Annotated in this window: 27 protein-coding genes and 1 pseudogene; 22 read left to right on the plus strand and 6 right to left on the minus strand. The window is 39.7% G+C overall.

The window, feature by feature from the left end:
• Positions 1-902: 902 nt before the first annotated feature.
• The 5 genes from ABLB98_RS05555 (at position 903) to ABLB98_RS05575 (ending at position 5,307) form a co-directional block, all read left to right on the plus strand.
• On the plus strand, positions 903-1,511 hold the full coding sequence (locus ABLB98_RS05555; protein ID WP_002159601.1) for a hypothetical protein: 609 nt from the start codon (positions 903-905) through the stop codon (positions 1,509-1,511).
• Between the two features lie 30 nt (positions 1,512-1,541).
• On the plus strand, positions 1,542-3,128 hold the full coding sequence (locus tag ABLB98_RS05560; protein ID WP_057081958.1) for a CAP domain-containing protein: 1,587 nt from the start codon (positions 1,542-1,544) through the stop codon (positions 3,126-3,128).
• Between the two features lie 13 nt (positions 3,129-3,141).
• Positions 3,142-4,380 (plus strand): tetratricopeptide repeat protein, encoded by a 1,239-nt coding sequence (locus ABLB98_RS05565; RefSeq protein WP_057081957.1) that lies wholly within the window; start codon positions 3,142-3,144, stop codon positions 4,378-4,380.
• A gap of 91 nt (positions 4,381-4,471) precedes the next feature.
• On the plus strand, positions 4,472-4,666 hold the full coding sequence (locus ABLB98_RS05570) for a hypothetical protein (RefSeq protein WP_057081956.1): 195 nt from the start codon (positions 4,472-4,474) through the stop codon (positions 4,664-4,666).
• 386 nt (positions 4,667-5,052) lie between these two features.
• On the plus strand, positions 5,053-5,307 hold the full coding sequence (locus tag ABLB98_RS05575) for a hypothetical protein (protein WP_057104320.1): 255 nt from the start codon (positions 5,053-5,055) through the stop codon (positions 5,305-5,307).
• A gap of 39 nt (positions 5,308-5,346) precedes the next feature.
• Here ABLB98_RS05575 and ABLB98_RS05580 read toward each other — a convergent pair.
• The 3 genes from ABLB98_RS05580 to ABLB98_RS05590 all read right to left on the minus strand — a co-directional run bounded on the left by ABLB98_RS05580 (position 5,347) and on the right by ABLB98_RS05590 (position 7,757).
• Positions 5,347-6,512, minus strand: a protein-coding gene (locus ABLB98_RS05580) for an IS3-like element ISAba22 family transposase (RefSeq protein WP_085944217.1) whose coding sequence is annotated in 2 segments (ribosomal slippage) — positions 5,347-6,254 and positions 6,254-6,512 — 1,167 coding nt in all. Because the reading frame shifts where the segments join, the coding sequence is not laid out codon by codon here.
• A gap of 22 nt (positions 6,513-6,534) precedes the next feature.
• Entirely contained in the window at positions 6,535-6,819 is a 285-nt protein-coding gene (locus ABLB98_RS05585; protein WP_228274095.1) for a hypothetical protein, read from the minus strand.
• 2 nt (positions 6,820-6,821) lie between these two features.
• The gene (locus ABLB98_RS05590; RefSeq protein ID WP_130139467.1) at positions 6,822-7,757 is read right to left on the minus strand and encodes an AraC family transcriptional regulator; all 936 of its coding nucleotides are present in this window, start codon (positions 7,755-7,757) and stop codon (positions 6,822-6,824) included.
• 122 nt (positions 7,758-7,879) lie between these two features.
• Between ABLB98_RS05590 and msrA the strand changes: the two genes are divergently transcribed.
• The 5 genes from msrA (at position 7,880) to ABLB98_RS05615 (ending at position 10,272) form a co-directional block, all read left to right on the plus strand.
• The gene (gene msrA / locus ABLB98_RS05595) at positions 7,880-8,368 is read left to right on the plus strand and encodes a peptide-methionine (S)-S-oxide reductase MsrA (RefSeq protein WP_005006250.1); all 489 of its coding nucleotides are present in this window, start codon (positions 7,880-7,882) and stop codon (positions 8,366-8,368) included.
• A gap of 27 nt (positions 8,369-8,395) precedes the next feature.
• On the plus strand, positions 8,396-8,632 hold the full coding sequence (locus ABLB98_RS05600; RefSeq protein WP_005006251.1) for a glutaredoxin: 237 nt from the start codon (positions 8,396-8,398) through the stop codon (positions 8,630-8,632).
• Positions 8,633-8,663: 31 nt separating this feature from the next.
• A complete protein-coding gene (gene msrB / locus ABLB98_RS05605) occupies positions 8,664-9,104 on the plus strand; it encodes a peptide-methionine (R)-S-oxide reductase MsrB (protein WP_005006253.1) in 441 nt (146 codons plus the stop codon).
• A 54-nt stretch (positions 9,105-9,158) separates the two neighbouring features.
• On the plus strand, positions 9,159-9,404 hold the full coding sequence (locus tag ABLB98_RS05610; protein WP_011711656.1) for a glutaredoxin domain-containing protein: 246 nt from the start codon (positions 9,159-9,161) through the stop codon (positions 9,402-9,404).
• 205 nt (positions 9,405-9,609) lie between these two features.
• On the plus strand, positions 9,610-10,272 hold the full coding sequence (locus ABLB98_RS05615) for a peptide-methionine (S)-S-oxide reductase (protein ID WP_001281573.1): 663 nt from the start codon (positions 9,610-9,612) through the stop codon (positions 10,270-10,272).
• 219 nt (positions 10,273-10,491) lie between these two features.
• Here ABLB98_RS05615 and ABLB98_RS05620 read toward each other — a convergent pair whose 3' ends face one another.
• The 3 genes and pseudogenes from ABLB98_RS05620 to ABLB98_RS05630 all read right to left on the minus strand — a co-directional run bounded on the left by ABLB98_RS05620 (position 10,492) and on the right by ABLB98_RS05630 (position 13,373).
• Entirely contained in the window at positions 10,492-11,469 is a 978-nt protein-coding gene (locus tag ABLB98_RS05620; protein WP_002119794.1) for a sensor domain-containing diguanylate cyclase, read from the minus strand.
• A 281-nt stretch (positions 11,470-11,750) separates the two neighbouring features.
• Positions 11,751-11,999: pseudogene (locus ABLB98_RS05625) on the minus strand (transposase domain-containing protein); the annotation flags it as partial.
• 87 nt (positions 12,000-12,086) lie between these two features.
• Positions 12,087-13,373, minus strand: coding sequence for a GAF domain-containing protein (locus tag ABLB98_RS05630; protein WP_000257537.1), 1,287 nt, complete (start codon positions 13,371-13,373; stop codon positions 12,087-12,089).
• Between the two features lie 852 nt (positions 13,374-14,225).
• Between ABLB98_RS05630 and ABLB98_RS05635 the strand changes: the two genes are divergently transcribed.
• The 12 genes from ABLB98_RS05635 to ABLB98_RS05690 all read left to right on the plus strand — a co-directional run bounded on the left by ABLB98_RS05635 (position 14,226) and on the right by ABLB98_RS05690 (position 23,702).
• Positions 14,226-14,402 carry a peptide-methionine (S)-S-oxide reductase gene (locus ABLB98_RS05635; protein WP_005006244.1) on the plus strand — a complete coding sequence of 59 codons (177 nt, stop codon included), beginning with the start codon at positions 14,226-14,228 and terminating at the stop codon, positions 14,400-14,402.
• Between the two features lie 58 nt (positions 14,403-14,460).
• Positions 14,461-15,015: a carboxymuconolactone decarboxylase family protein gene (locus tag ABLB98_RS05640; protein WP_000088799.1), complete on the plus strand. Its 555-nt coding sequence runs from the start codon at positions 14,461-14,463 to the stop codon at positions 15,013-15,015.
• A gap of 137 nt (positions 15,016-15,152) precedes the next feature.
• Positions 15,153-15,668, plus strand: coding sequence for a YkgB family protein (locus tag ABLB98_RS05645; protein WP_107680847.1), 516 nt, complete (start codon positions 15,153-15,155; stop codon positions 15,666-15,668).
• A 239-nt stretch (positions 15,669-15,907) separates the two neighbouring features.
• Complete coding sequence (locus ABLB98_RS05650; protein WP_198114842.1) at positions 15,908-16,558, plus strand: IS5 family transposase; 651 nt, start codon at positions 15,908-15,910, stop codon at positions 16,556-16,558.
• Positions 16,559-16,606: 48 nt separating this feature from the next.
• Positions 16,607-16,819, plus strand: coding sequence for a helix-turn-helix domain-containing protein (locus ABLB98_RS05655; protein WP_057081898.1), 213 nt, complete (start codon positions 16,607-16,609; stop codon positions 16,817-16,819).
• A 210-nt stretch (positions 16,820-17,029) separates the two neighbouring features.
• Complete coding sequence (locus ABLB98_RS05660) at positions 17,030-17,320, plus strand: hypothetical protein (protein WP_057081899.1); 291 nt, start codon at positions 17,030-17,032, stop codon at positions 17,318-17,320.
• 45 nt (positions 17,321-17,365) lie between these two features.
• Positions 17,366-17,986, plus strand: a complete 621-nt coding sequence (locus ABLB98_RS05665) for a restriction endonuclease subunit S (RefSeq protein WP_057104322.1) — start codon at positions 17,366-17,368, stop codon at positions 17,984-17,986.
• Positions 17,986-19,509 (plus strand): type I restriction-modification system subunit M, encoded by a 1,524-nt coding sequence (locus tag ABLB98_RS05670; RefSeq protein WP_057104323.1) that lies wholly within the window; start codon positions 17,986-17,988, stop codon positions 19,507-19,509. Before ABLB98_RS05665 ends, ABLB98_RS05670 begins: the two co-directional genes overlap by 1 nt.
• Positions 19,499-20,731 (plus strand): restriction endonuclease subunit S, encoded by a 1,233-nt coding sequence (locus tag ABLB98_RS05675; protein ID WP_060513750.1) that lies wholly within the window; start codon positions 19,499-19,501, stop codon positions 20,729-20,731. The genes ABLB98_RS05670 and ABLB98_RS05675 overlap by 11 nt, the downstream gene beginning before the upstream one ends.
• Positions 20,731-21,669, plus strand: a complete 939-nt coding sequence (locus tag ABLB98_RS05680) for an endonuclease NucS domain-containing protein (RefSeq protein ID WP_057104440.1) — start codon at positions 20,731-20,733, stop codon at positions 21,667-21,669. The genes ABLB98_RS05675 and ABLB98_RS05680 overlap by 1 nt, the downstream gene beginning before the upstream one ends.
• Positions 21,670-21,786: 117 nt before the next feature.
• Positions 21,787-23,091: a nucleotidyltransferase gene (locus ABLB98_RS05685; protein ID WP_086222948.1), complete on the plus strand. Its 1,305-nt coding sequence runs from the start codon at positions 21,787-21,789 to the stop codon at positions 23,089-23,091.
• Between the two features lie 2 nt (positions 23,092-23,093).
• On the plus strand, positions 23,094-23,702 hold the full coding sequence (locus ABLB98_RS05690) for an SLATT domain-containing protein (protein ID WP_087548183.1): 609 nt from the start codon (positions 23,094-23,096) through the stop codon (positions 23,700-23,702).
• Positions 23,703-23,707 lie beyond the last annotated feature (5 nt).

The following is a 23,707-nucleotide window of genomic DNA, read 5'->3' on the forward strand; positions in this document are numbered from 1 at the left end:
CTACTAAACAGTAGACAAAAAAATAGCCGCTAGTGCGACATTGATTTGCACCTAGATTGTATCAGGTTCTCACGCCTGAACACAGATTTTGCTGTGTAATACTAGGTTAGCTGGGTATACCTTAACGTGTCAACTATCAAATTGGTTATTTTACATATCTTAACATTAAATAATTGATTGATTCTGCTGGAGATATTTTAAATTTTTGACGGCTGAAAAACTGTTTATTAAAAATATCTGCTGACGGATATGTCAGCCTAATAATTATTCTTATAAACATTTTAGACTTATCCATAAAATCAAAATAAGCAAAATCGATGGGTTCAATTTGAGCCTATGGGAAAAATCAACCACTTAACTCGATTCTTTCCAAAGGATAATGTGAATTTTATCGCATGGTGAAATTGACTAAATTCTTGGATAAAATTAATATGGGCTCGCTGGCCTACATTGCCAGTCGGTTTTAGCAGACCGAATTCATCTAGCACATGACGTTTATATTTTTGGATATAAATTGAGTGTGGGAATCCTCTCGTCCCCCTTTTTTTCTATGGTAGGACGGAAGGGGGACACCTTCGGGTGTGCTGATTCCTAGATGATCAGTCTGCTAACCCCTTTTCGTTCTGCCACCATTATTTAGCAGTAATTGGTAGAACTTCTATAAACATCTAGGAGCTTCTCATGCTGTACCAATCTTTTCTAATTTGTGTTTCACCCCATGTTCAACCTTGTTGTGCTTTGCAACGGGGGCGATACGGCTAATTTTTTATTATTCGTCTGTATTCAAACAATATTTTTACAAAAACAATCCAACGGTGGATGGCTAAGTCACGCCTATAAAAAATAAACCTTTTTATATCTGCTGGTGATTGTGCATTGCATTGAACATGCGGGAAACAACCATGACTGAATTAAGCAAACCCAAAATCATACCCATTGAACACCGTCCACAAAAATCTAAGCTCTTTATAAAATGTGTGGTCTTACCCATCGTGATCTTTCTCATCGTTGCCAAAATCTTCTCTTTTGGTGCTTTCGGTTACATCTTCTTTGGCTTTGACCTGTTCTGGTTTGTGATCCTTTACTACCTTTATGAATATGGAAATACCTACTTTGACGGGATGACTGAACAACTCAAGCGTCAAGGAGAAACTTTTAACTACCAAAACCGTGGTGTTTGGATTAATAGCCAAGATAAAACCATTATCCTGTTTGATCAGCCTGATCAACGTCTCGTGAAATATCCCTTTGATTACATCACCTCCGTCGGACACTACAACTTAGTCGAAGATAATTTTAGAACCACGACCACTGTGATCAGCAATCCAATGATGGGAACGCATGTCAATCAACAGGTTCATCGCACACCGATGAAACGAGAGTTTCAAGTCAATATCGGTACACGAGATCCATTCAAACCGAATTACAGCCTAAAAGTCCTATTTCCTTGGCGTAGTCCACAAATGGCCAGTGAAATCCGTCAATTATTATCGGCTGATCATTATCAATAACAACAATATAAAAATTTAAGGCAGTCAATCATGATGATTTCAAAATCGTTCATGCCATCAGTTCTAATGATGGCAATCAGTACAGCAATGGTCGGGTGTGGTGGTGGTTCGGGTGGAGATTCAAGTTCATCCAATGGCGGTGGAACGGATAATCCAGATAATGGCAATCCAATCCCTAAGCCCGTGACCTGTGTTGAAAGCCAATATCTGGAAGAGGGTGTATGTAAAAACAAGGTAGTGCAGAATATTCAGTCACTACCATTCAGTATGCTGATTCAAGGTCAACGCTATCCATTATCGCTGCAAACAGATCAAGGTCTAGTAGTAACGTTTAGCAGTAACACACCCAACATCTGTAGTGTAAGTGGCGGTGAACTTAAAGCGCATAAAGTCGGTCAGTGTAATCTGGTATTGACACAGGCAGGGACGGCAAAAGTTCTAGCACTGAATAGCAGCATGACCGTCAATGTGAGTTGTGCGGCTGAGCAATATCTAGAAAATAATGTGTGCGTGAATAAGCTCAAGCAAACCATTACCCCACTAAAAATCAAATATATCCTGACGGAGAGTGTGTATTCACTGGATACGGAATCCAGTGCCAAACTACCTGTCACGATTAGCAGCCTTTCTTCATCAACCTGTACCTATAGTCAGGGGGAACTCAAAGGGATTGGTGCAGGGTTATGTACCCTTAAACTTACTCAAGAGGGGGATGCTAAAACACTGGCAGCAGAGAGTAAGACCATCAGTTTTGATGTCTTTAAAGCCTCATCCATGAGCGAAACCCCAGATATAAACAACTGTTATGCAGGCAAGCTCAGTACAAAGTTTAGAAATGAATTTTTAACTGAAATGAATACAGTTCGTGCTTTGCATGGACTACCAAGTATTACATACGACTATGCCCATGAAGATGAGATGATGCAGACCGCTCTTATTCTTGCTGCAAACAATATCTTGACCCATTATCCAGAACCTAACACAGACTGCTACTCTGATATTGGTGCTGTTGGTGCAAGCACCAGTAATCTTGAAATGGGTGTGAGATCAATCATGTATGATTATTCGCCTGCCGAAAGTGTTAGAAATATGACACATGATAAATTGAATGTTGTAGCAAATAATGTTGGTCATCGTAGGTGGATCATTAATCCATTTATGGAAAAGTCTGCTTATGGTTCAGTCAATGCACCATCAATTAAAGATACTCAATTTCCTTATGTGGTTGGGACTTCTCATAAAACAATTTATTTCCAGAAGAATCCAACCACTGCAAAACTTGGTGTGATTGCTTATCCATATCACAACTATCCTTCGAAATACTTTATGAAAGGAGCAATACTTTCTGTTTCTATCCTCATTGATCAAAATGACTATTGGGCGAATCAAAATGTAGATTATTCCAAAGCAAAACTGGTGGTAACAGAGCGAGGTGGTGGTGAGCAAAAAATTAGAGATATTAGCTATGACAATCTTGGTATGGGGATTCCAAATAATATCCAGTTCTACTTCGATGGTTTAAAAAACAATATCATTTATGATGTCAAACTCAGTAATGTCTTAGTGAATGGTCAACCTAAAGAATATTCATACTGGTTTAAAGTAGATGATAAATAAGGATAAGAATTAGATGAATAAATTAATGCTTAACCTTGTTGTAGCCACCAGTATTATAGCTGCTAGTTCAACGGTATTTGCTGAAACCAAGAAAGTGAACCTGTCGGCAGGACTGAACTATGTACTGTCACAAGTCGTGACCAAAGGAGATAATAATCAAAGTCACCATAATATGGGAATGCTTTACTACTTAGGAAAGAAAGGTCTACCTGTAGATCATAAAAAAGCGGCTGAATGGTTTTCCAAGGCAGCAGTGAATGGTTTTGCTCCTTCACAGTACGCATTAGCAGTCATGTATCTTAATGGGGATGGTGTACCACAGGATGCAAAAAAGGGCGTTACCTTGTTGCAAAGTGCTGCACGGCAGGGACAACCTGAAGCGGTCAAGTTATACAATGTATTGCAGGCTAAAGCACAGCAGCTCAATGCTGTTCAAACGCCATCAGTACAAACAGCTACAACAGCCATTAAATACTATGATACATCCAAGCTTGAACCTAAGAACTTTAAGCAAGTTGTACTCCCTAACCTAAGTGCAGATACCGTTGCTCGAAGTTTTTATAAAGTGACATCATCCAGAGAAAGACAAAAAGATGATTACTGGGGAAGTGGCAAATACTACTATGTTAATAAGCCTAGCGACTTGGATGATCTCACAGATGCTGTAATCAGTATCGCGCCTATTTTTACTTACCAGAATATGCAGGGGGAAGTCCGTTATATAGTCCCTGTCGAAGTGACTTTAGCAATCGAAGGCAGGATAGAAACTTCACATGTTACACGAGGCACTTTGGAATTATATCTCTTTAAAAAATTGGACAATCGACAATTCCAAATGATTTCAAAAACAGCCCAAGGGGGAATTGAAAGTATAGAGGGATATGGTCGAACCTCATGGAATGCTCAAGAATTTAAAAAGAACTTACAAGCTTTTGGAAACAATACACTAGGAAGCTATACCATTGATGGTTATTACGGAAATGGTTATGGGGAAAGCGTATGGTCACTTCTTCTGTTAAATGAGGACGACTATATTGTTGAACAAATGTTTGAAGAAGGAAAAGTTTCAGAACAACCAGAGTACGGGTATTCTTCAGTAATCAGAGTCAACAAAAATGGACAACCATTTTATCCATTCCAGATTCAATATCAGGGAACGGATATGAGCGACAATAATCGGATGGTTAAAGTAAATAAAATTGTACTTTATCAGTATGACAGTAAGAGTAAGTTTTATTCAAAGCTGAAATAATACTCGTAAATTAGAATAGCTATATTGATGTCTATCCTCCTGTTTCTAGGTATTGGGAATTGGAGGACACTATAAGAATGAGGAAATATCAGTGAATATTAAACCAATTAAAAATGATGTTGAACTTACTAACGCTTTTATTCGATTAGAAAGTATCTTTCAGGCGAATAAAGGTACGCCTAAAGCCGAGGAAAGGGAAATTTTAGTCACACTCATTGAAGCTTATGAAGAGGAATATCATCCAATCAAAGTTGTAAAGAGTAGTGAGATATTAAAAGTTAAATGAAATATCTACGGCTTTTATCATTAACAAACATATTCTAAGATATGAGCAATGAATAGTGTTACTCAAAGACAAGTATCTTCATACTGCCGTTATCTGGTTCAATATATCGGTGTTAAGAGACAGCAGATCGTACGATCACGAGAGCAAATTGTATTACGTGAAAATGGTATCAACAAAATAAACATGCCATGCGTACGATGAGTTTGAAGGATATTCAACAAAATTATAATTTTTCATATTTAAATGCACCAAAGACTTTTATGTAAATAATTTTATATAAATAATTGATATTAAAATATAATAATTTAACATGTAAGTAAATATAATAATTGAATTTAACAGGTAATGATGTACCATCAAATAATGTAATGTTTTGAGTCTACATAATGAAACTCATTAGAACAAAATTTGAGTCAGGCGAACGTTATTCACTTTTGATAGATGACAATGGAGTTCCGAATTGGTATCCGACTCTTTTTGCTACAAGTAAGCTCAGAAATTCTGCGAAGGCCTCAAATACAATAGAAGCCTATCTCAATGCCGTTAAGTTGTTATTAGAATGGTGTCATACTAATAACATTTTATTGGAAGAAACTTTCTTAAAGAAACAGTTTTTGACTACAGAACAGATAGAAGGCTGATATACGCTGAATTATCAGGAGACTTTCCCTTGGGAGATTCTAGGCAGCCAACTTATAAAAGTCTTCGGCCATTTGATTTGGTGTCTTAAAACCCAAACCCTTTTGAATTCTTCGATGATTATAAAATAATTCAATGTATTTTATAATATCTGCTTTGGCTTCTTCTCTGGTTTGATAGTTGTAATGATGCACTAACTCATTTTTCAGTATTCCCCAAAAGCTTTCAATCGGTGCATTATCGTAACAGTCTCCGCGCTTGCTCATTGAACCTTGAAAACCATATTGCTCAAGTATATTTCGATATTCATGGCTGCAATATTGACTTCCTCTGTCTGAATGCACAATCAGTTCTTTGGTTGGTTTTTGATTGTGAATAGCCATATTTAGCGCATTACAAACAAGCTGTGCTGTCATGCGCTCATTTAAGCTATAGCCAACCACTTGTTTCGTGTAAAGGTCTTTTACCGCTGCTAAGTACAGCCATCCTTCAACAGTCCATATGTACGTAATATCACTTGACCATGCTTGATTTGGTCTAGTCATTGAGAATTGTTGCTCCAGCAGGTTTTCATAGATCGCTCGATTATGGTCACTATTCGTAGTCCTTTTAAAACGCTTGTGTCGCTTACAATACAGGTGGTTCAGCGCTTTTATCTGACGTACAGCGTACATACTCATTTTTATGCCCTGAGCTTGTAAGTATTTGGTTAATCGAATATAACCATAGCTCTGCCTTGTCTCCTCATGGGCTATTTTCACCAATATCGTCTGTTGATTTCGTTGAATCGTTCTTTTGCTCACGCCTCTCTTGAGCCAATCATAAAAACATGAAACTGAAACATGAAGTAATCGAGCCATTAAGGTAATTGGAAAAGAATATCTTTTTTGTTTCATATAGGCGTACCTTACTGACTTTCTTTGGCAAAGTACGCTGCTGCCTTTTTTAAAAATTCACGTTCCATTTCAGCTATTTTGAGCTGTTGTTTGAGTTTTTTATTTTCTTCGAGTAGAGCGTTTAGATCAGGTGAATACTGTTTTGTACCTGCTAAAGTTCCAGCCTTTGCTTTGGTATTCCAATTTGAAAGAGTTTGCATTGAAATGCTAAGTTGTCTAGCTGTTTCCGAGACATTGCCTTGATTGGCTTCAATTAATTTGATGGCTTCAGCTTTAAATTCTGTGGTGTAAGTCTTGTGTTTCTTGCTCATGGTAAACTCCTGATGAGTGTGTTTAGTTTACCAAGTTAAAACCTCCTGTTTTTTCAGCACACATCAGCTGATGGAGGATGCCATTAGCGTCAATCTGAGCTTTTAACACCAGAAAGAGAAGCACTGAACCCAGAATTTGTAGAAATGGGCTTGAAATACCTCCAAGAACATCTCCTATTTCGCCATAACCTTTCAAATATTGCAGCGGAAGAAGAGGTGCAAACAAAGGGATAAGCAGGCAAGCCGCACCACCAATGACTATGACCCAGAAAGCTATTTTGGTAACAGGAGAGTTATAGATATTCATTTTTACACCTTTTCAGAATTTTCTTTTCTGTACGCGCTAGGAGTTTTGCCAATTTTTTTCTTAAATAATTTTTGAAAGTGTTCATGTGCCGGATACCCAATGGCTTCACTCACTTCAGGAACAGATTTACCGGTTTCTTTAAGCAGCTGCTTCGCTTTTTCAAGCCGACAATAGGTTAAATAATCAAGAGGTGTCATGCCAGACAGTTTCTTAAACTTAACGCTGTAGTTCGTACGCGACATTCCAGCAATCTCAGCGAGATCGTCAAGACCCCATTTTTTATCGAGACTATGATGGATAGCTTCCAAGGATTTGCTGAGTTGCGGATTTTCGATCAATTTGAAAAATCCTACATTTTTGTTGGATTTGTACATGTGAATTCTTAACGCTTGCACGAAGATAATTTCGGTCAGCTTCCTGACTAGCGTGTTGCTTCCAGGAAGCCCTGATTTTGCTTCCTGCTCTATAATACTTAAAAGCATGGTAAGCCAAGGCGAGTGGGAGTTCTCAGTACTCTTGATATGCACGACGTTTGGCAGCGAATTTAAGAATGGATGATCGGGTCCGCCATCAAAACAAAAATGTCCGCAAACGACGTTTGCTTTGAGCTTGCTCTGATCACCATATTCCAGAACTTGAGTTTCAGTGAGGTTGGCCTTGGATCTAAATTCGACCGCGGGCTCGGCCTTGATTTTTGGTGCACTGGTCATGGTGTGCTCCATCCCTTTGAATAAAATCAAAATATCGCCTTGCTCCGCCAAAGCCTTAAGTTTAAGTTTTGGCACCTCGTACCAAAACTCGCCATGGGTCACGATGTGAAATCTCGCTAGATTCTCTTCCTGCGGGAGACTGATGCCCCAGTCTCCTGCAAATGATGTTCTATACCAGTAGCTACTAGTAAGCTCTACCTTATCTAAAATCTCACTGAGAACATCCATACTTAGCTCCTACGCAAACTGTCTAATAAGTCACATTATACGAACTACTGGGCATGTTATATCTATTATACATGCTGTAAAGTCAGTTTAATCAGTAAATAGATAAAAACCAAGGAGGCTTTATGAAACTAAATTATGTGATCGTTGCCGGAGGGTGTTTTTGGGGTCTTGAAGACCTCCTTAGGAATCTGGACGGCGTGACGTCAACAAAGGTGGGCTACTCTGGCGGAGATTTTGATGATCCTACCTACGCCGATATTAAAACAGGGAAAACGGGTCACGCCGAAGCTGTTCGCGTGGAATACGACCCAGACGAAATATCTCTCGAAGAGATTCTACATTACTTTTTCAAGATCCATGATCCAACTACGAAGAATCGCCAAGGGAATGATGTTGGATCTTCGTATCGCTCTGCTGCGTTCTATCGTGACGATGCCCAGAAAGCGATTATCGAAAACGTGATTGAGGAGGTCAATGAGATCGGTCGCTTCGAGAATGAAGTAGTTACGACCGTCGCCTTGGAAAAAGAATTCTACGACGCTGAGGCATATCATCAAAACTATTTGCAAAGGAATCCCAACGGATACTCTTGCCATTTTGAAAGAGACTAAACCATAAACCAAATGAAAGAGGAAATTATGAAAACACTTAAGAATGTTGTCATCTATACGAAAGACCATTGTCCATTTTGCGCACGCGTAAAGAATTACCTAACTTCTGAAAAGGTTGATTTCAAACAAATTCGCGTAGACGACGATCCGAAGACTTACTTGGAGTTGAAGGAAAGAACAAATCTTCAAACTGTTCCGCAAGTTTTTGTGGATGGAGAATTCATTGGCAGTGCTACAGACTTCTTCTCGTGGATTGATGGCTAAAGAGCAAGCCCTAAAATAAAGGATCAAATATATGTTCAATTGGAAAAGCATTTACAGCTACCTCGATAACGGCACTCCAGCACCTCCCAGAAAAGTTGAAAGGAGCGAGGAAGAGTGGAAAGAAATTCTGACGCCCGCGCAATTTCGGGTTATGCGAATGAAAGGCACCGAACGCCCGCACACGGGAGGACTCTGTTCATTTTATGAAGCAGGTAGATACGCCTGTGTTGGCTGCGACACCGAACTCTTTGACTCGAACCTAAAGTTCGATTCGGGAACGGGATGGCCGAGTTTTTCTGAGCCTGTCGCCGACAACGTAATTCAATATGAACTGGATACGACGTACGGGCGCAGAATCGAAGTGTTATGCAATGTGTGCGAAGCCCATCTGGGGCACGTTTTTCCAGATGGCCCTGAGCCATCAGGGGTCCGATTCTGCATTAACTCTGAGTCATTGAAGTTTGTAGAATAATTTTTAAATTGAGGAGTTTTATGAAAGTGAACCTTTTGAAAAAAGGAGCCGTTCGTGTTGATTAAGCTGTTCGGTCATAAAGACTGCCATAAAACCAAGATTTACCATTCGTACTTGCAAGAAAAAGGGAGCCAGTTTGTTTTTTTGGATGTTCATGAAGACGACGCGGCTGCTGATGAACTGTGCTCCCTCTATTCGAACGGAAAGCTGAATTTCCCGACAATAGTGGTTGGGACAAAGAAGCTGAGAAACCCCAAGTTCAAGGACCTTGACAGGTGGTTGGAAGCTTCAATGAAATAATGAGTTTTTTAGAATTATTAATAACTTAATAAGCAGTAAGATCAATGATTACAGCAATTTTCCGCAGTTGTGTTACCAAGAAACATGCTGCGGAGTTTTAGCAAAGATACTTCATCAAGCTGGTGTTGGAAAACGTGGTCTTATCGTCGTTTGCACGGCGTGAGGAATGGGAGTGGCTTCAATTTTTGAAAGTTAGGTGAAAAATATGTCGGATCTAAAAATGAATAAAGAAGACGGTGTTGAAAGCTATGAATTTGCAACCCCTGAAGCAATCGAAGAAGCATTGAAAATCGGGAAGCTTAGTCAAACGGTTTTCGGCATGGGTTGCTTTTGGGGACCGGATTCTAATTTTGGAGGGACGCAGGGAGTAGTGCAAACACGTGTTGGCTACGCTGGAGCATCAACTCTGGATCCGAGTTACCGCAACATCAACGGACACGCCGAAGTCGTCAGAGTGATCTACGATAAAGACCAAATCAGCTACAGGGAACTTCTTGGAAGTTTTGAATCATGGTCTGTTCATGGTAGAAAGCAGGGCCAGTATCGCCAGATACTTTTTGTTTTTGATCTGGAGCAAAAACAAGTAGCTGAAGAACTGATTCAAGCGATTGGAAAGGAGAAATCTCCCGAGGTGATTGAGGCCGGAGAACAAAATGGTTATTTTTGGCCCGCCGAAGATTACCATCAAAAGCATCGTCTTCGCAGAAACAAACAGCTTGTAAGTCTTGCAGAAGTAGATTTCGGTCCTCGCTGGGATGAACATCTGTATTTTACTAAATTAAATAGTACCGATAGAAAAGGCTTCAGTCTCTCAAGCTGGCTAAAAAAGTTGTCTCCGGAAATGCAGAAAGCTTACCGAATCGGTTAATCTGAAATTGCAGCTGGCTAAAGAACTCTATTTTCTATATGTAAAGAATGTGACGATCTCCTTCACATGGAGTCCAAGAGAGCATAAAAAATCTGTGTAAGTCGCATTACCCATGTATTTGAAAGGAATAAATAATGCCAATATCAGACCAGCTTATCGACCGAAGCAAGACCTCAGTTTTTATGAGGTCTTGAGATCAGCGCAGCATGAACAGATCTCTTACAGTGTGGCGAACACACTGGTTTGATTGCGGCCTTGGGTTTTAGCTTTGTATAACATCTGATCGGCGACTTCGAGCAACTGCTTTTTGTCGTCAAATAAATCAGCGCTGGCCAAACCTATGCTGACCGTTAATTGTCGTAATAACCACTCATGGTTAGCCACTACCAGCCTTAACTTTTCCAGTGTTTTATTTGCGGACGCTGTGTCTGTGCCTGGCAGGATCAGCACAAACTCTTCACCACCATAACGGGCGAAAAAGTCATAGTTCCTGCTATGGCGCTGAAACAGAGCCGCGACTTGACTCAGTGCCTCATCTCCTGCGGCATGACCATAGCTGTCGTTAAAACTCTTAAAGTGATCAATATCAATCAATGCCAGTACAAAAGATTGTCCTGTTCTTTGCCAGCGAGCAAATTCAGCTTCAAACTTGAGGTCAAAAGCTCTTCTGTTGTTCACCCCTGTCAGCGCATCCGTCATGCTGGTATTATGTAATTGTTCGCCGACTTTTTTCAGCTCCAGTATGGCGATCACTTGTCTGGACAGAGCCTGCAAAGAGCTTATCTGCCGCTGGTTCAGCTGCTTAGGAACATGATCATAGACACAAATAGTACCAATCACTGCACCTTCGGGATCAATCAGCGGCGAGCCAGCATAAAATCGGTAGCCAGGTCCTGAAATCACCATAGCATTGGTACTGAATCTGTGATCTAAAGTAGCGTCAGGGACCACCATTACCGCATCAGGTGTTTCCATTGCATACACGCAAAAGGACTCTTTAATTAATACAGAGGTACGCGAAATACCAACTTTTGCAATTAGATTCAGCTTTGTGTCATCGGTTCGCGTCACCATAGCCACTGGTGCATCACAGATATAACACGCCAGTTCAGTGATATCCCGCAGGTTCTGATCTGCTTCAGCAGGTGCTTTTAGTGTGGTTTCTGCACTAGCTGTTTGAGCTAAACTAAAGGTCATGTACTTCTCCGTTTTTCTACTGCATTTTTCAAAGATCCTGCATAGAAAAATGAATTAAATCGTTGATTTAACTCTAGCATAGATCTGTCAGACTTGAAGTTATCTCTGTAGCAATGGTATTGTTTTGTACAATATTCGCCTGCTTGATTTGAGTTTTAGCTGTATTTATAAACTTTTGGCTTTTCCGGTCGCAGGCTCTATAATTTGCTCGTTTAAATCCAACTCTTCGTCTAACGTCATCTATTTAGTGTGCATGCGGCCTCCGGAGCATTTTCCGTGGCTTATTTTACCGAAGCATCGGGATTGCTAAATAGAGCTGAACGCTGTAATGCGCTTTCGAACTGAGCTTTCCGTAACTTCGGCATTAGTTCATGTACCTTGCTTACTGGATGTTGGTTGACGCGCAGCAGCACGTCCGTCAGATAATCGTAAACGTTAATAGCAGTGTTGACCTTGCTTTGAATGACGCCAACATGCTTAGCACCAAGCTCCGTTCAGCAGAATCACAGCCAGTTTTTCAGTTATCCCAAGTGTCACTCTCAGATTAAAGGCCGCCATACCGGATGTAGTGCCAACAAGAAAACTAAAACACAACTTCGCTGATCATCGCTGAGTGTTTATAAATCGTCTCCCATCACCGGTATCGATAAGCAGATAAGCCTGGTTATGCCATTAGCAGTTCTTGAAGCATTCCTGCTTTCAATGTCGTCAACGTGATCACGATTTGAGTTGAGATAACGACTCTGTTGCTGAAGACTCTCAGTTAATTGCCACTCACCAGATTCAAGAACAGCACCCGCTAACTCGGCACATACTGTTGCAAAACCATAAAGCGCTTGATTATCGCGGGTAAAACGCAGCGGCATCGTCTGGCCTTTTACAAGAAGGGACCATTCCAAAACTCTGTACTTACCTTTTAATCGGTTACTGACAAAAATAGTTATACTTGTACCGCTGGCGCCAACAACTAAAAAGCTCGTGATAGCTAGTCCTATCAGAGACCATAACTCTGGTTTCCCACTTAGTAACAGTGGATTAGGCAAATGACTCCTCAAAACGAGATCAGCACCAAGGGTCAGCGCTGTTTTATACACTGCTTGTTCTAATAATGGAGTTGCATTGACCAGTGACGCAACAGCATCACAACTATAAGGTTCTAGAACTGCCGTAGCTCTCAACCATTCTGTTTCATGGGCAATCGCCAACAAATTTGACCAAATTCGAACCAGTGCCGCTATATGAATGGAGTTTTCATCAGTCAGGACGGTTTGATTAAGCTGCTTATCCAGTTCCTGATGCCAGTATTGGTATTGGCTTGTCAAAAGTACAAACAACTCAGATTGAAGCAACTTATTATTAGTTACCGGTCTTATCCTATTTGACATCTCATTGAATAGTTGTATAAATTTTTTGTCTGCTTGTTGCTCACGCTTTAGCAGATCTTGCTGTTGTTGAAGCATCTGTAAATCGTATTCAATGGCCTGCTTAAAAAGTGTGAGTAAGGAACAGTGTTGTGATGCCCGATCTGGGCTTGAAAAGTCCAACATACACAAAGTACCGAAAGTTTTTCCGCTAGGCCAAAGCAATGGCAGGCCATAGTAATAACTAAAGCCTGCTGCAAATGTTGGGTTATTGTTTTCATATCGGGTACCGATTGCATTTTCAACTAGTAATGGCTGGTTACTGGAAATGACTTGGGAACAATAAGTGTTAAGTGCCAATGGAACAGGTTCACCGCAATAAAAAGTTGGTACTGACACACTGCCAACAGCCTGACAAATTTCGTTTTTATCTAATCGATTAATCAGCACACAAGGCACTTCCGCGACTTGAGCCATCGAGTTTACAATGCCTTGCCAGCGCTCTAGGAGCAGAGCGGTTTCTATGCTCAAATCTACTGCCATTTGTTCCCTCAGTATTTAAATAGTCCCCTTTTGCATCATTCGATCTTGTTTATCTCAGAGTATCAAACAGGAAACAAAGTGATTGATGTCAATCAGGGAATTAGCAGCATTGATGCATTAAGCGGCGCACATACACTCTAAGTAAAGTGCTTAAGTCTGATTATGCCAAGAAATTGTTACTTTGTCAGGGATAGTCAACACTTTATTAGCGAGAGACTTGCTTGGCTGACATTTAAGACAAATCGCGAGATTCCAAATCTGCCACCAACAGTCGGAACTGAGTAACTCACTTGAGCTTTAAAAAGTAAAGCATTGAAATATTTATGGTATTTATACATCCTACCTAGCTCACAGCAGAGTTTAGCATCGTGCATTAATATGACCTTACACTAAAAATACGTACTAGTTGACGTCTATCAAACTCGTTTACGAGATAGTGTAGTGGTCGACAAATTTTGGCCACATCGTTATTGCCTAATAACCGATGCTCTCTTTAAATGCGAAATGAGTAGTGCACGCATTTTTAGCCTTTTGGCAAAACGTTGATGTCTCGAAATTTTCAAGCGCTGTGCCTTGTTTATTTTCAGAAACGTCTGCTTTCAGTGAGTTCCTGATGCTCGGGCGCTCTAAATTATGGGTATAGACAATCTGATTTGCCCTATATTTGCAGTTTTTCGTGAACCCTTAATTTCACAACTCTTTTAATCTGATATCCAAAGTCTGCATCCATACATAGCCCCTACGTAAACTGTCCAATAGGTCATGTTATACGAACTATTGAACATATTATATCTATTTTACATGCTGTAAAGTCAGTCTAATCAGTAAGTGGATGAAAACTAAGGAGGCTTTATGAAACTAGATTATGTGATCGTTGCCGGAGGGTGTTTTTGGGGTCTCGAAGACCTCCTTAGAAATCAGGACGGCGTGACGTCAACGAAGGTGTGTAGTGGCACTGAAATGGCGACTGCGCAAGACGTGAAGATGAGCTGTCTGATAGCAACGGATTATCAAGCAGAACCTTCTTAAATACAATTTATTCCACGCCAATACAGCGTGCTGTCTTTCAAATCACTAGGAGAAATTTATGTCACGTTTGAACACCCCTACCACAATCGACGCCGCGCCTACTGCTACCCATACCTCACTCAAGGCTGTGGAAAAACAACTGGGCCGCGTTCCTAACATGTTCCGCGTCGTTGCCAACAGCCCTGCTGCGCTGACTGGCTACCTGCAATTGAGCGCAGCATCAGCACAGGGCGGCTTGGGTACAGCGACTCTTGAGCGTATTGCCCTAGCCGTCGCTGAGATCAACGGCTGCGATTATTGCCTTGCTGCCCATTCCTTCCTAGGCCGTAAGGTGGCCAAGCTTGATGATGCTGAACTCACTGCCAACCGCAGCGGTGCATCAAATGACCCTAAGGCCGACGCAGCCGTGCGTTTTGCTGCCGCCGTAGTCCGCCAGCGCGGGCAAGTCAGCAATGACCAGGTCCAAGCGGTGCTGAACGCTGGCTACAGTGATGCACATGTAGTGGATATTCTGTTGGCTGTTGCCCTGAACACTTTCACTAACTACGTTAACGAAGTGACACAGACCGAGGTCGACTTCCCGGCCGTTCAACCACTAGGCATTGATGTCTAATCCATTGGTGCTCAACTACAGCAATTACCTAAGTTAGGTTCGACTCGAGTAAACATATAGTTTTTCTCAAGAGTCATATCATTTTAGTGGGCTACATAGAGTGAGTCCACATGGCTAAAAATAATTGGAGATATAAGATGACTATTCCCGAAATTGAAAATGGTGTCCAGACTACCAATACCCTTAGTAATAATCTCGGTGCAAAAATCACTAAGTTTGGTATAGGTGGCATCTACGTTGCCATGACGATAATATATTTGTGGTTTGGTGGCATGAAATTCACTAGCTACGAAGCAAACGGTATACATGGTTTTGTTAGTAATAGCCCTCTGCTTTCGTGGATGTATAGCTTCCTCAGCATTCAAGGATTCTCAAATTTTCTGGGTGTGCTTGAAATTTCAGTTGGCCTGTTAATCGCTGCACGAGTTTTCTCCCCTAAGCTCGCAATCTTGGGCGGTGTACTTTCAACCGGACTCTTTTTTACGACATTGTCGTTCATGCTGACTACACCCGGTGTTTTTGAGGCATCTCTTGGGTTTCCTGCGATCTCTGTGGTTCCTGGCCAGTTTTTGCTAAAAGATTTAGGCTTGTTTGTCATGTCTATATTTATCGTAGGTACATCACTTACAGCACTGGAGCACAAAAACAAATAAGCCTCACCCGAAACAACTATAAGTTAGATGGCTCCTAAACACATTAGAGAGCCTTTATTTTTATCTTTTAAGTGCTTCAAGTACGTGCCTTACTAGAGGCTGTTGATCTTTGAGTGAAAAATGAACGGCATAGCAACAAGGTATAATGGTTTCGCCAAAAATCAAAAATACCACCGAGAACGGACGTTGCTATGCCAAGGACAATGCTAACAGATAACGCCTAGGAAGCCCTAAAGCAAATACTTAAAGAGACAGGGCGTGTTTACAATAAATATGAACACCGAAATACACTGGAAGGCATACTTTATCGTATGCGCACAGGCATTCAGTGGCGAGATTTGCCTGAAAGATTCGGTCGTTGGAACTCTGTATTTAAGCGCTTTAACCTTTGGTCAAAGAAAGGTGTGTTACAAAAATGGTTTCAAAGCATATCGTCCGATAATGATCCAGAATGGTTGTTTATTGATGGAAGTATTGTCAAAGCGCATCAAGACAGTAGCGGAGCCGCAAGCAGTTCAGATGAAGCGATAGGAAAAAGTCGGGGTGGGAGTTCTACAAAAATTCATCTCGCTGTAGATAGCGGTGGGCTTCCCGTTTATTTTGAAATATCGGGTGGTCAGATAAATGACATTGGTTATGTGAAAAAAACCGATGCAGAAACCCAGGTACTGTTTGAATTTATCGCGCATCGATATGAAAGCGGTAGCCTGATCATCACAGCCAATCACCCGTTTAGTGCATGGGATCAGATCTTCCCAGACAGCATGATGACGGTAGCGGCCATAGATCGGCTGATCCACCACGCGACAATTATAGAATTAGAAGGAGAAAGCTATCGAAAACAACATCAGTTAAAACAAGCTGGAAGTAGGAAAAATGAGAAAACCTAACCGGCCATCATAATTGACGCGAACCGGCCAAGATAGTTGACGCCGAACATGTCAGAATTATCTATAAAAATTGGGAAATTAATCCGTAATAAAAGAATAGAGTTAAACATGACTCAAGAGTTCTTGGCCCTACAGTGCTCTATAGATAGGAGCTACATGGGAAGAATTGAGCGTGGGGAAGTAAATCTAACTGTCGAAAAACTATATGAGATTGCAAAAATATTGAAGATTCATCCTCAACACTTATTACCGAACTTTTAGAAAATTAATTATTTAACAAAAGGTTATAAATTAAATAAAAAACGTAGATAATCTACTGTAATTTTAATTGACATAGTACTATCAGCAACATAATATGCTATTTAGCTGGTTTGAATAGATGTTCTACTGCAAAAAATAAGGATGACAGGTGGCCGCCTGTCATCGAGTTCAAAACCATTAACACGACTAAATATTAGGAGTTCAGAACAAATGAAAGTATATCAGATCAATTATGACCTGCGTAAACAACGTAACTATGATGAGCTTTATGAAAAAATTAGGTCTCTAGGCAATTGGTGTCATCCACTGGAGTCATGTTGGTTAATTGTCTCTGAAAAAACACCATCACAAATTGCAGAGGAATTATTCAAAGTCATGGATGGTAATGATGGCTTATTAGTGACTCGCTTACAAAATGAGGCAGCTTGGTACAACCTTGATTCAAAGGGAATGAAAGATGTTACTACTTGGCTTAAAGAAAACTTAGGCAAAGCTTCTTAAATATGTGAGCCAAGGATGGCTCAATCCCTTTCTGAGTAAATATTTATGGCAAAGTTAAAGAGATTCTTAAAACTGAGCGACCTTACAGAGATTCGTACAGGCTTTACATTTCGAGAAAAGATCGAGGAAGTTGAGTCTGGCAATGCCCACGTATTGCAGATCAAAGACATTCGTAACATAGCAACGGATACATGTAGTTATACGCTTTTTGCAGATGCTTTACCGCAAATTGATTGGCAAGGTAAAGATAACGCAATCGTGTCGCCTGAGTCTGTGTTGCTGCCCTGTCGTGGAGAGTATCTCAAGGCACATTATTTTGTAGGCAATCAAGATCAATCAAAAGCATTACCCTTAATTGTGAGTAGCCAGTTTTTGATAATAATGCCAAATCAAAATGTAGTGCCTGAATACTTATGCTGGTACTTAAACCAACCTCATGTGCAATACGAGTTACGGAAAGAAAGTCAGGGCTCTAAGATGCCAATGCTTAGCGTATCTACAGTCAACCAGTTTGAAGTTGAAATCCCTAGCTTGGATATTCAGCAACGCATAATCGAATTAAACCGTATTTGGGAGCAAGAGCAGATCTTGACCCAACAATTACTTAAAAATCGTGAACAAATGATGATGGGCATGTTTAAACAACTGCTCCAAGGAAACAAATAATGGTTACTCAAATCAATCAAGATACCGTCAATAAAGCCCTTTGGTCGGCATGTGATGTATTCCGTGGCACGGTGAGTGCAGATACCTACAAAGACTATATTTTGACGATGTTATTCTTAAAGTACATCTCTGATGTATGGCAAGATCACTACGATAATTATAAAAATGAACATGGCGATGAACCTGAGCTCATCGAAGAATTAATGAAAAGCGAGCGTTTTGTCCTGCCTCGTGAATCAAATTTCTATACCTTGCATGAGCGTCGCTTTGAACCCGGCAATGGTGAACGTATTGATATGGCTTTGCATGCACTTGAAGAAGCCAATGGTACAAAGCTCAAAGATGTAGGCAAAAGCGTTTTCCAAGATATCTCGTTTAATACCGATAAATTGGGTGAAGAAAAACAAAAGAATACGATTCTGAAAGACTTACTTGAAGTGTTTGCTTCTAAGGATTTAGATCTGAAACCAAGCCGTGTAGGTTTACTTGATGTGATTGGCAACGGTTATGAGTTTTTGATTAAAAATTTCGCCGCGAGTGGTGGTCAAAAAGCAGGTGAATTCTATACACCACCTGAAGTATCGGACTTAATTGCAGAGTTACTTGACCCACAAAAAGGCGACAGCATTTGTGACCCTGCCTGTGGTTCTGGCTCACTATTAATGAAATGTGGTCGTAAAGTTGTAGCGAATCACGATAGCAAAGAATATGCACTTTATGGGCAAGAAGCGATTGGTTCAACTTGGTCATTGGCGAAGATGAACATGTTCTTGCATGGTGAAGATAATCATAAAATTGAGTGGGGAGATACCATTCGTAATCCAAAATTATTGGATAAAAATGGCGACTTGATGCTGTTTGATATCGTGACCGCAAACCCACCATTCTCATTAGACAAGTGGGGTTATGAGCAAGCTGAAAATGATAAGTTTGATCGTTTCCGTCGTGGTTTACCACCAAAGACCAAAGGTGATTATGCGTTTATCTCACACATGATTGAAACGCTAAAACCTGTTACGGGTCGTATGGGCGTTGTGGTTCCACATGGCGTGTTATTCCGTGGCTCATCTGAAGGTAAGATTCGTGAGAAGTTGATTAACGAGAACTTATTAGATGCGGTGATTGGTTTACCTGAAAAGCTGTTCTACGGTACGGGTATTCCTGCTGCGATTTTAATTTTCAAAAAGCAAAAGTCTGATGATTCTGTTTTGTTTATTGATGCAAGCCGTGAGTTTAAGTCAGGTAAAAATCAAAACAATTTAACTGAAGAGAATATTGCCAAGATTATTGCAACCTATCGTGCTCGTGAAAGTATTGATAAGTATGCGTATTTAGCGACTTTGCAGGAAGTGAAAGACAACGATTACAACCTGAATATTCCTCGTTATGTGGATACTTTTGAAGAGGAAGAAGAGATTGATTTGGTTGCTGTACGTGCTGAGCGTGAGCAATTAAAGACTCAACTTGCTGAGCTTGAAGTTCAAATAGCAAAGTATTTAGAGGAGTTGGGTTATGGTGCCTAAAGAATGGGAAATTAAGACTATAGGTGATATTGCAACAGTATCCTCTGGAGGAACTCCAAGCAGAAAAGAACAAGCATATTGGAATGGTGATATTCCATGGGTAACAACGGCTGAAGTTCAGTTTAAAACTATTTTAGATAGTGCTGAAAAAATTACTAAAGAAGGTTTAACAAATTCTTCTGCCAAGCTATTTCCAATAAATACCATTTTAATGGCAATGTATGGGCAAGGTAAGACTAGAGGGCAAGTTGCAAAGTTAGGGATTGAAGCTTCTACGAATCAGGCTTGTGCTGCAATTATTCTATCTTCTGATTATTGCGTAGATTACTACTATCAATTTTTGATCTACCAATATGAAAACATTCGAGATATGTCGAATAGTGGTAGTCAGGAAAATTTGAGTGGATCAATTGTCAAATCAATTCCTGTACTTGTACCTCCTTATTTTGAGCAGGAAAAAATCGCCCAAATCCTTTCAACTTGGGATCAAGCAATTTCGGCTACTGAAAAACTGATTGAAAATAGCCAACAGCAGAAAAAAGCGTTAATGCAACAGTTGTTGACGGGTAAGAAGCGTTTGTTAGATGAAAATGGGGTTAATTTTAGCGAAGGGTGGAATGAGTATTCACTTGGAAATCTAGGAAATACTTTTACAGGGCTGACGGGTAAAACTAAAGATGATTTTGGAAGTGGTGTTCCATACATCACTTACATGAATATCTTCAAAAATAGTCGAATTGATATTAATCAAGTCGATTACGTGGTTGTTAAAGAAGATGAAAATCAGAACTCTGTAAGGTATGGAGATATATTTTTTACAACATCTTCCGAAACTGCTGAAGAAGTTGGTATGTCATCAGTTTTATTGGAAGAAGTAGAAAGACTATATCTTAACTCCTTTTGTTTTGGTTTTAGATTGAATAATTTTAAAGTTTTACTTCCTCAGTTTGCAGCTTATATTCTGCGCAGCAGTAATATTAGAAAGCAAATATCGATTCTTGGGCAAGGTGCAACACGTTACAACTTGTCTAAAAATCAATTAATGAAGTTAATATTAAAATTGCCAACGATTGCAGAGCAAAAAAAGATTGCCGAAATTCTAACGCTTTCAGATCAAGAAATTAAAACCTTGCAGAAAAAACTTGATTACTTAAAGCAAGAGAAAAAAGCACTCATGCAACAACTTTTGACAGGTAAAAAACGTGTCAAGGTGGCTGCCTAATGCTGCAAATCAATCCTAGCTACTACCGCATTATGGCGGGTGCAAAGTCTGTATTTGCTCAAGAGTTTCTAGAAGGCGGCTTTATTGCCGCCAACTGGAACATTGACCAAGACTTAACACATGACTTACCTGATGATTGGCGTGAGTTTAATCACCGTTTTATTCCTGTCTATCTTGAAGCCTTACCTGATAAAACCAAAATTTCAGCAGGCTTAGCCTGTGGCATGTTACACACCATCTGCAAAGGCATTAAACAGGGTGACATTATCCTTACACCTCGTGGGGATGGTCATTACTTAGTTGGTAAAGTCATTTCAGACTATTACTACGTGCCTTCTGGTGAACTAAGCCATCGCAGAAAAGTTGAATGGTTTGAACAGACTTTACCTAGAGAAATGATGTCTCAAGAGTTGAAAAATTCATCGGGATCAGCAGGTGCGGTTTGTAATATCACCAAGTATGCAGAAGAGCTTAAAACGCTTATTGATGGTAAAGAAACAGTTGAGCATCTCGAGCCTGATGAAGTGCTCGAAGACCCAACGGCTTTTGCTTTAGAAAAGCATTTAGAACATTTCTTGGTAGAGAATTGGTCTAAAACTGAGTTGGGGGCAACATACGATATCTATACTGAAGAAGGTCAATTGGTCGGTCAGCAGTATCCATCGGATACAGGTCCTATCGACATTTTGGCAATCAGTAAGGATAAAAAGACATTGCTTGTTGTTGAGTTAAAACGTGGTCGTGCAAGTGATCGTGTTGTGGGGCAAATTCAACGCTATATGGGCTATGTCAAAGATGAGTTGGCTGAGGCAGATCAGCAAGTGAAAGGCGTGATCATTGCCTTAGAAGATGACCTAAGAATTCGTCGTGCTTTGAGTGTGGCTCAGAATATTGAGTTTTATCGTTATCAGTTGAGTTTTAAGCTCAATAAAAGCTAATGCAAAAGTGAAATTTGGCGCTGATTGATCATGTTTGGCGTCACAAAATATTAAATGTATTGTTAGAAACAAGGACGTTTTTAATACTTTATCAACAATTAAAATTTGAGGGCTGTAATGTCAATTTCCCAAATGTTTCAAGACTTTTTAAGCAATATTAAGGTTGCGAATGAAGAACAAATCACGTTGCGTTATCAAGAGATAACATGTGCGTTGAACAAAAAGTTTCGTGATACCGAATCAAAAACATCAAATCAATTACAAGTTGGTTCCTATGGCAGATGGACTGCGATTAAAGGTATTTCAGATTTAGACATGTTGTACATCATGCCATCTTCAAAATGGGAGGATTATAAAAATGGAGGTCAATCAAAGTTATTAAAGGATACAAAAGATGCAATTCTTGCACGTTATCCTCGAACCACTGTGTTTGTAGATCGATTAGTCGTATGTGTCCAATATACGAACTTTCATGTAGAGGTACAGCCTGTATTTAAGCAAGAGGATGGATCATATAAATATCCAGATACTAAAAATGGCGGTAGTTGGAAGATTACAAAACCGCAAGCTGAACTTGATGAAATGCAAAATATGAATAATGCAAAAAATCGAAATTTGCGTCGTTTATGCAAGATGGCTAGAGCTTGGAAAAATAAGCATGGTGTCTCAATGGGGGGCTTACTGATTGATACACTTGCCTATAACTTCATGAAATCTACGACTTACTATGATGATAAAAGCTATATGTATTATGACTGGTTAAGCCGAGATTTTTTTAAATTTTTAGCTGATCAACCTGATCGTGATCATTATCAAGCTTTAGGCAGTAATCAGGATGTTAAAGTTAAAGCTAAATTCCAAGATGCTGCACAAGATGCTTATGATTTATGTTTAGAGGCTATTGATTTAGGTACTGACGATAAAGCTTATAGTAAGTGGCGAATGATTTATGGACGACAGTTTCCTAAAGCACCAAGTAAACAAGCAGAAATGTCGATACGCATTGAAGATATGCGTTATGAACATACAGAGCAGTTTATTGAGGATCAATATCCAATTGATATTCGATATAAGCTAAAAATTGAGTCTAAAGTTACTCAAGATGGTCAAACGATTGATTGGCTAAGAGGATTTAAACGTAGAAAGAAAAAGTTAAATCATGGACGTGGTTTAAGTTTTTATATTGAAGAAAATACAACACCAAAAAATTTACAGAACTATTCTGTGAAGTGGAAAGTGCTGAATAGAGGTGAAGAAGCGAAAAGACGTAATTGTATTCGTGGTCAAATTGTGTTGGATGATGGAAAAGAACGCATTGATGAATATTCAAGTTTTAATGGTGAACATCTAGTGGAGTGCTACATCATTCAAAATGGTGTGGTTGTAGCTCGTGATCGCATTTATGTGCCAATTGAGGATTAAATATGAATCGATCTGATTTTCTTAAATGTATCGCTGAAACTGGCTATAACGTAGGATTTGGAGCGAAAAAACACTTTGCTACTTATGATCTTGTTGAAAAATCCCCAGGATGGATTAGTTTTATATCAATTGCTTTCGGTATTTATTCTTTAGCATTCAAGGAGCTTTCAACAAGCTTTCTTTCAGCATCTTTCACTGTGCTTGGCGTGGTTGGTCTCTATGTCAGTATGTATGATGCAAAAAAAAGTGATTATGAAAAGGCAGGTGTTGAGCTGACTAAAATTTATAATCAGCTTAGAGCTTTATATTACTCAGTCCAAAGTAAAAGTGATTCTGATGATTTAACAAATTTGATTAGTGAATATCAGCAGTTAGAAAGTCAGTATTATTCAGTAGGTCTGAGTAAGCAAATATTGTTCAGTGATTGGTATGCACACTATAAATTCTTTTGGCAACATCAGATTGAATGGGTTGATGAGCAGAAAAATTTTAGTTTTTTTAGGGATAAAGTGCCGTTAAGTTTTTATATGTTCTTGGTGGTATTAATTGTTATGGCTATCTGCTTTATTTATAAAGCAAATCTTAGTGCATGTTTCGCAGTTTTATTTTAAAAGTT

This window comes from Acinetobacter yuyunsongii (assembly GCF_041021915.1).
Classification (GTDB): domain Bacteria; phylum Pseudomonadota; class Gammaproteobacteria; order Pseudomonadales; family Moraxellaceae; genus Acinetobacter.

What these genes read in the sequence shown, in the direction of transcription:
- ABLB98_RS05645 (WP_107680847.1), top strand. Translation starts at nt 15,153, where the DNA reads ATGACTATTCCCGAAATTGAAAATGGTGTCCAGACTACCAATACCCTT.
- ABLB98_RS05585 (WP_228274095.1), bottom strand. Translation starts at nt 6,819, where the DNA reads ATGAATATCTATAACTCTCCTGTTACCAAAATAGCTTTCTGGGTCATA.
- ABLB98_RS05630 (WP_000257537.1), bottom strand. Translation starts at nt 13,373, where the DNA reads ATGGCAGTAGATTTGAGCATAGAAACCGCTCTGCTCCTAGAGCGCTGG.
- ABLB98_RS05555 (WP_002159601.1), top strand. Translation starts at nt 903, where the DNA reads ATGACTGAATTAAGCAAACCCAAAATCATACCCATTGAACACCGTCCA.
- ABLB98_RS05655 (WP_057081898.1), top strand. Translation starts at nt 16,607, where the DNA reads ATGTCAGAATTATCTATAAAAATTGGGAAATTAATCCGTAATAAAAGA.
- ABLB98_RS05690 (WP_087548183.1), top strand. Translation starts at nt 23,094, where the DNA reads ATGAATCGATCTGATTTTCTTAAATGTATCGCTGAAACTGGCTATAAC.
- ABLB98_RS05675 (WP_060513750.1), top strand. Translation starts at nt 19,499, where the DNA reads ATGGTGCCTAAAGAATGGGAAATTAAGACTATAGGTGATATTGCAACA.
- ABLB98_RS05685 (WP_086222948.1), top strand. Translation starts at nt 21,787, where the DNA reads ATGTCAATTTCCCAAATGTTTCAAGACTTTTTAAGCAATATTAAGGTT.
- ABLB98_RS05635 (WP_005006244.1), top strand. Translation starts at nt 14,226, where the DNA reads ATGAAACTAGATTATGTGATCGTTGCCGGAGGGTGTTTTTGGGGTCTC.
- ABLB98_RS05615 (WP_001281573.1), top strand. Translation starts at nt 9,610, where the DNA reads ATGTCGGATCTAAAAATGAATAAAGAAGACGGTGTTGAAAGCTATGAA.
- ABLB98_RS05640 (WP_000088799.1), top strand. Translation starts at nt 14,461, where the DNA reads ATGTCACGTTTGAACACCCCTACCACAATCGACGCCGCGCCTACTGCT.
- msrA (WP_005006250.1), top strand. Translation starts at nt 7,880, where the DNA reads ATGAAACTAAATTATGTGATCGTTGCCGGAGGGTGTTTTTGGGGTCTT.
- ABLB98_RS05620 (WP_002119794.1), bottom strand. Translation starts at nt 11,469, where the DNA reads ATGACCTTTAGTTTAGCTCAAACAGCTAGTGCAGAAACCACACTAAAA.
- ABLB98_RS05665 (WP_057104322.1), top strand. Translation starts at nt 17,366, where the DNA reads ATGGCAAAGTTAAAGAGATTCTTAAAACTGAGCGACCTTACAGAGATT.
- ABLB98_RS05600 (WP_005006251.1), top strand. Translation starts at nt 8,396, where the DNA reads ATGAAAACACTTAAGAATGTTGTCATCTATACGAAAGACCATTGTCCA.
- ABLB98_RS05660 (WP_057081899.1), top strand. Translation starts at nt 17,030, where the DNA reads ATGAAAGTATATCAGATCAATTATGACCTGCGTAAACAACGTAACTAT.
- ABLB98_RS05565 (WP_057081957.1), top strand. Translation starts at nt 3,142, where the DNA reads ATGAATAAATTAATGCTTAACCTTGTTGTAGCCACCAGTATTATAGCT.
- ABLB98_RS05560 (WP_057081958.1), top strand. Translation starts at nt 1,542, where the DNA reads ATGATGATTTCAAAATCGTTCATGCCATCAGTTCTAATGATGGCAATC.
- ABLB98_RS05575 (WP_057104320.1), top strand. Translation starts at nt 5,053, where the DNA reads ATGAAACTCATTAGAACAAAATTTGAGTCAGGCGAACGTTATTCACTT.
- ABLB98_RS05590 (WP_130139467.1), bottom strand. Translation starts at nt 7,757, where the DNA reads ATGGATGTTCTCAGTGAGATTTTAGATAAGGTAGAGCTTACTAGTAGC.
- ABLB98_RS05670 (WP_057104323.1), top strand. Translation starts at nt 17,986, where the DNA reads ATGGTTACTCAAATCAATCAAGATACCGTCAATAAAGCCCTTTGGTCG.
- ABLB98_RS05680 (WP_057104440.1), top strand. Translation starts at nt 20,731, where the DNA reads ATGCTGCAAATCAATCCTAGCTACTACCGCATTATGGCGGGTGCAAAG.
- msrB (WP_005006253.1), top strand. Translation starts at nt 8,664, where the DNA reads ATGTTCAATTGGAAAAGCATTTACAGCTACCTCGATAACGGCACTCCA.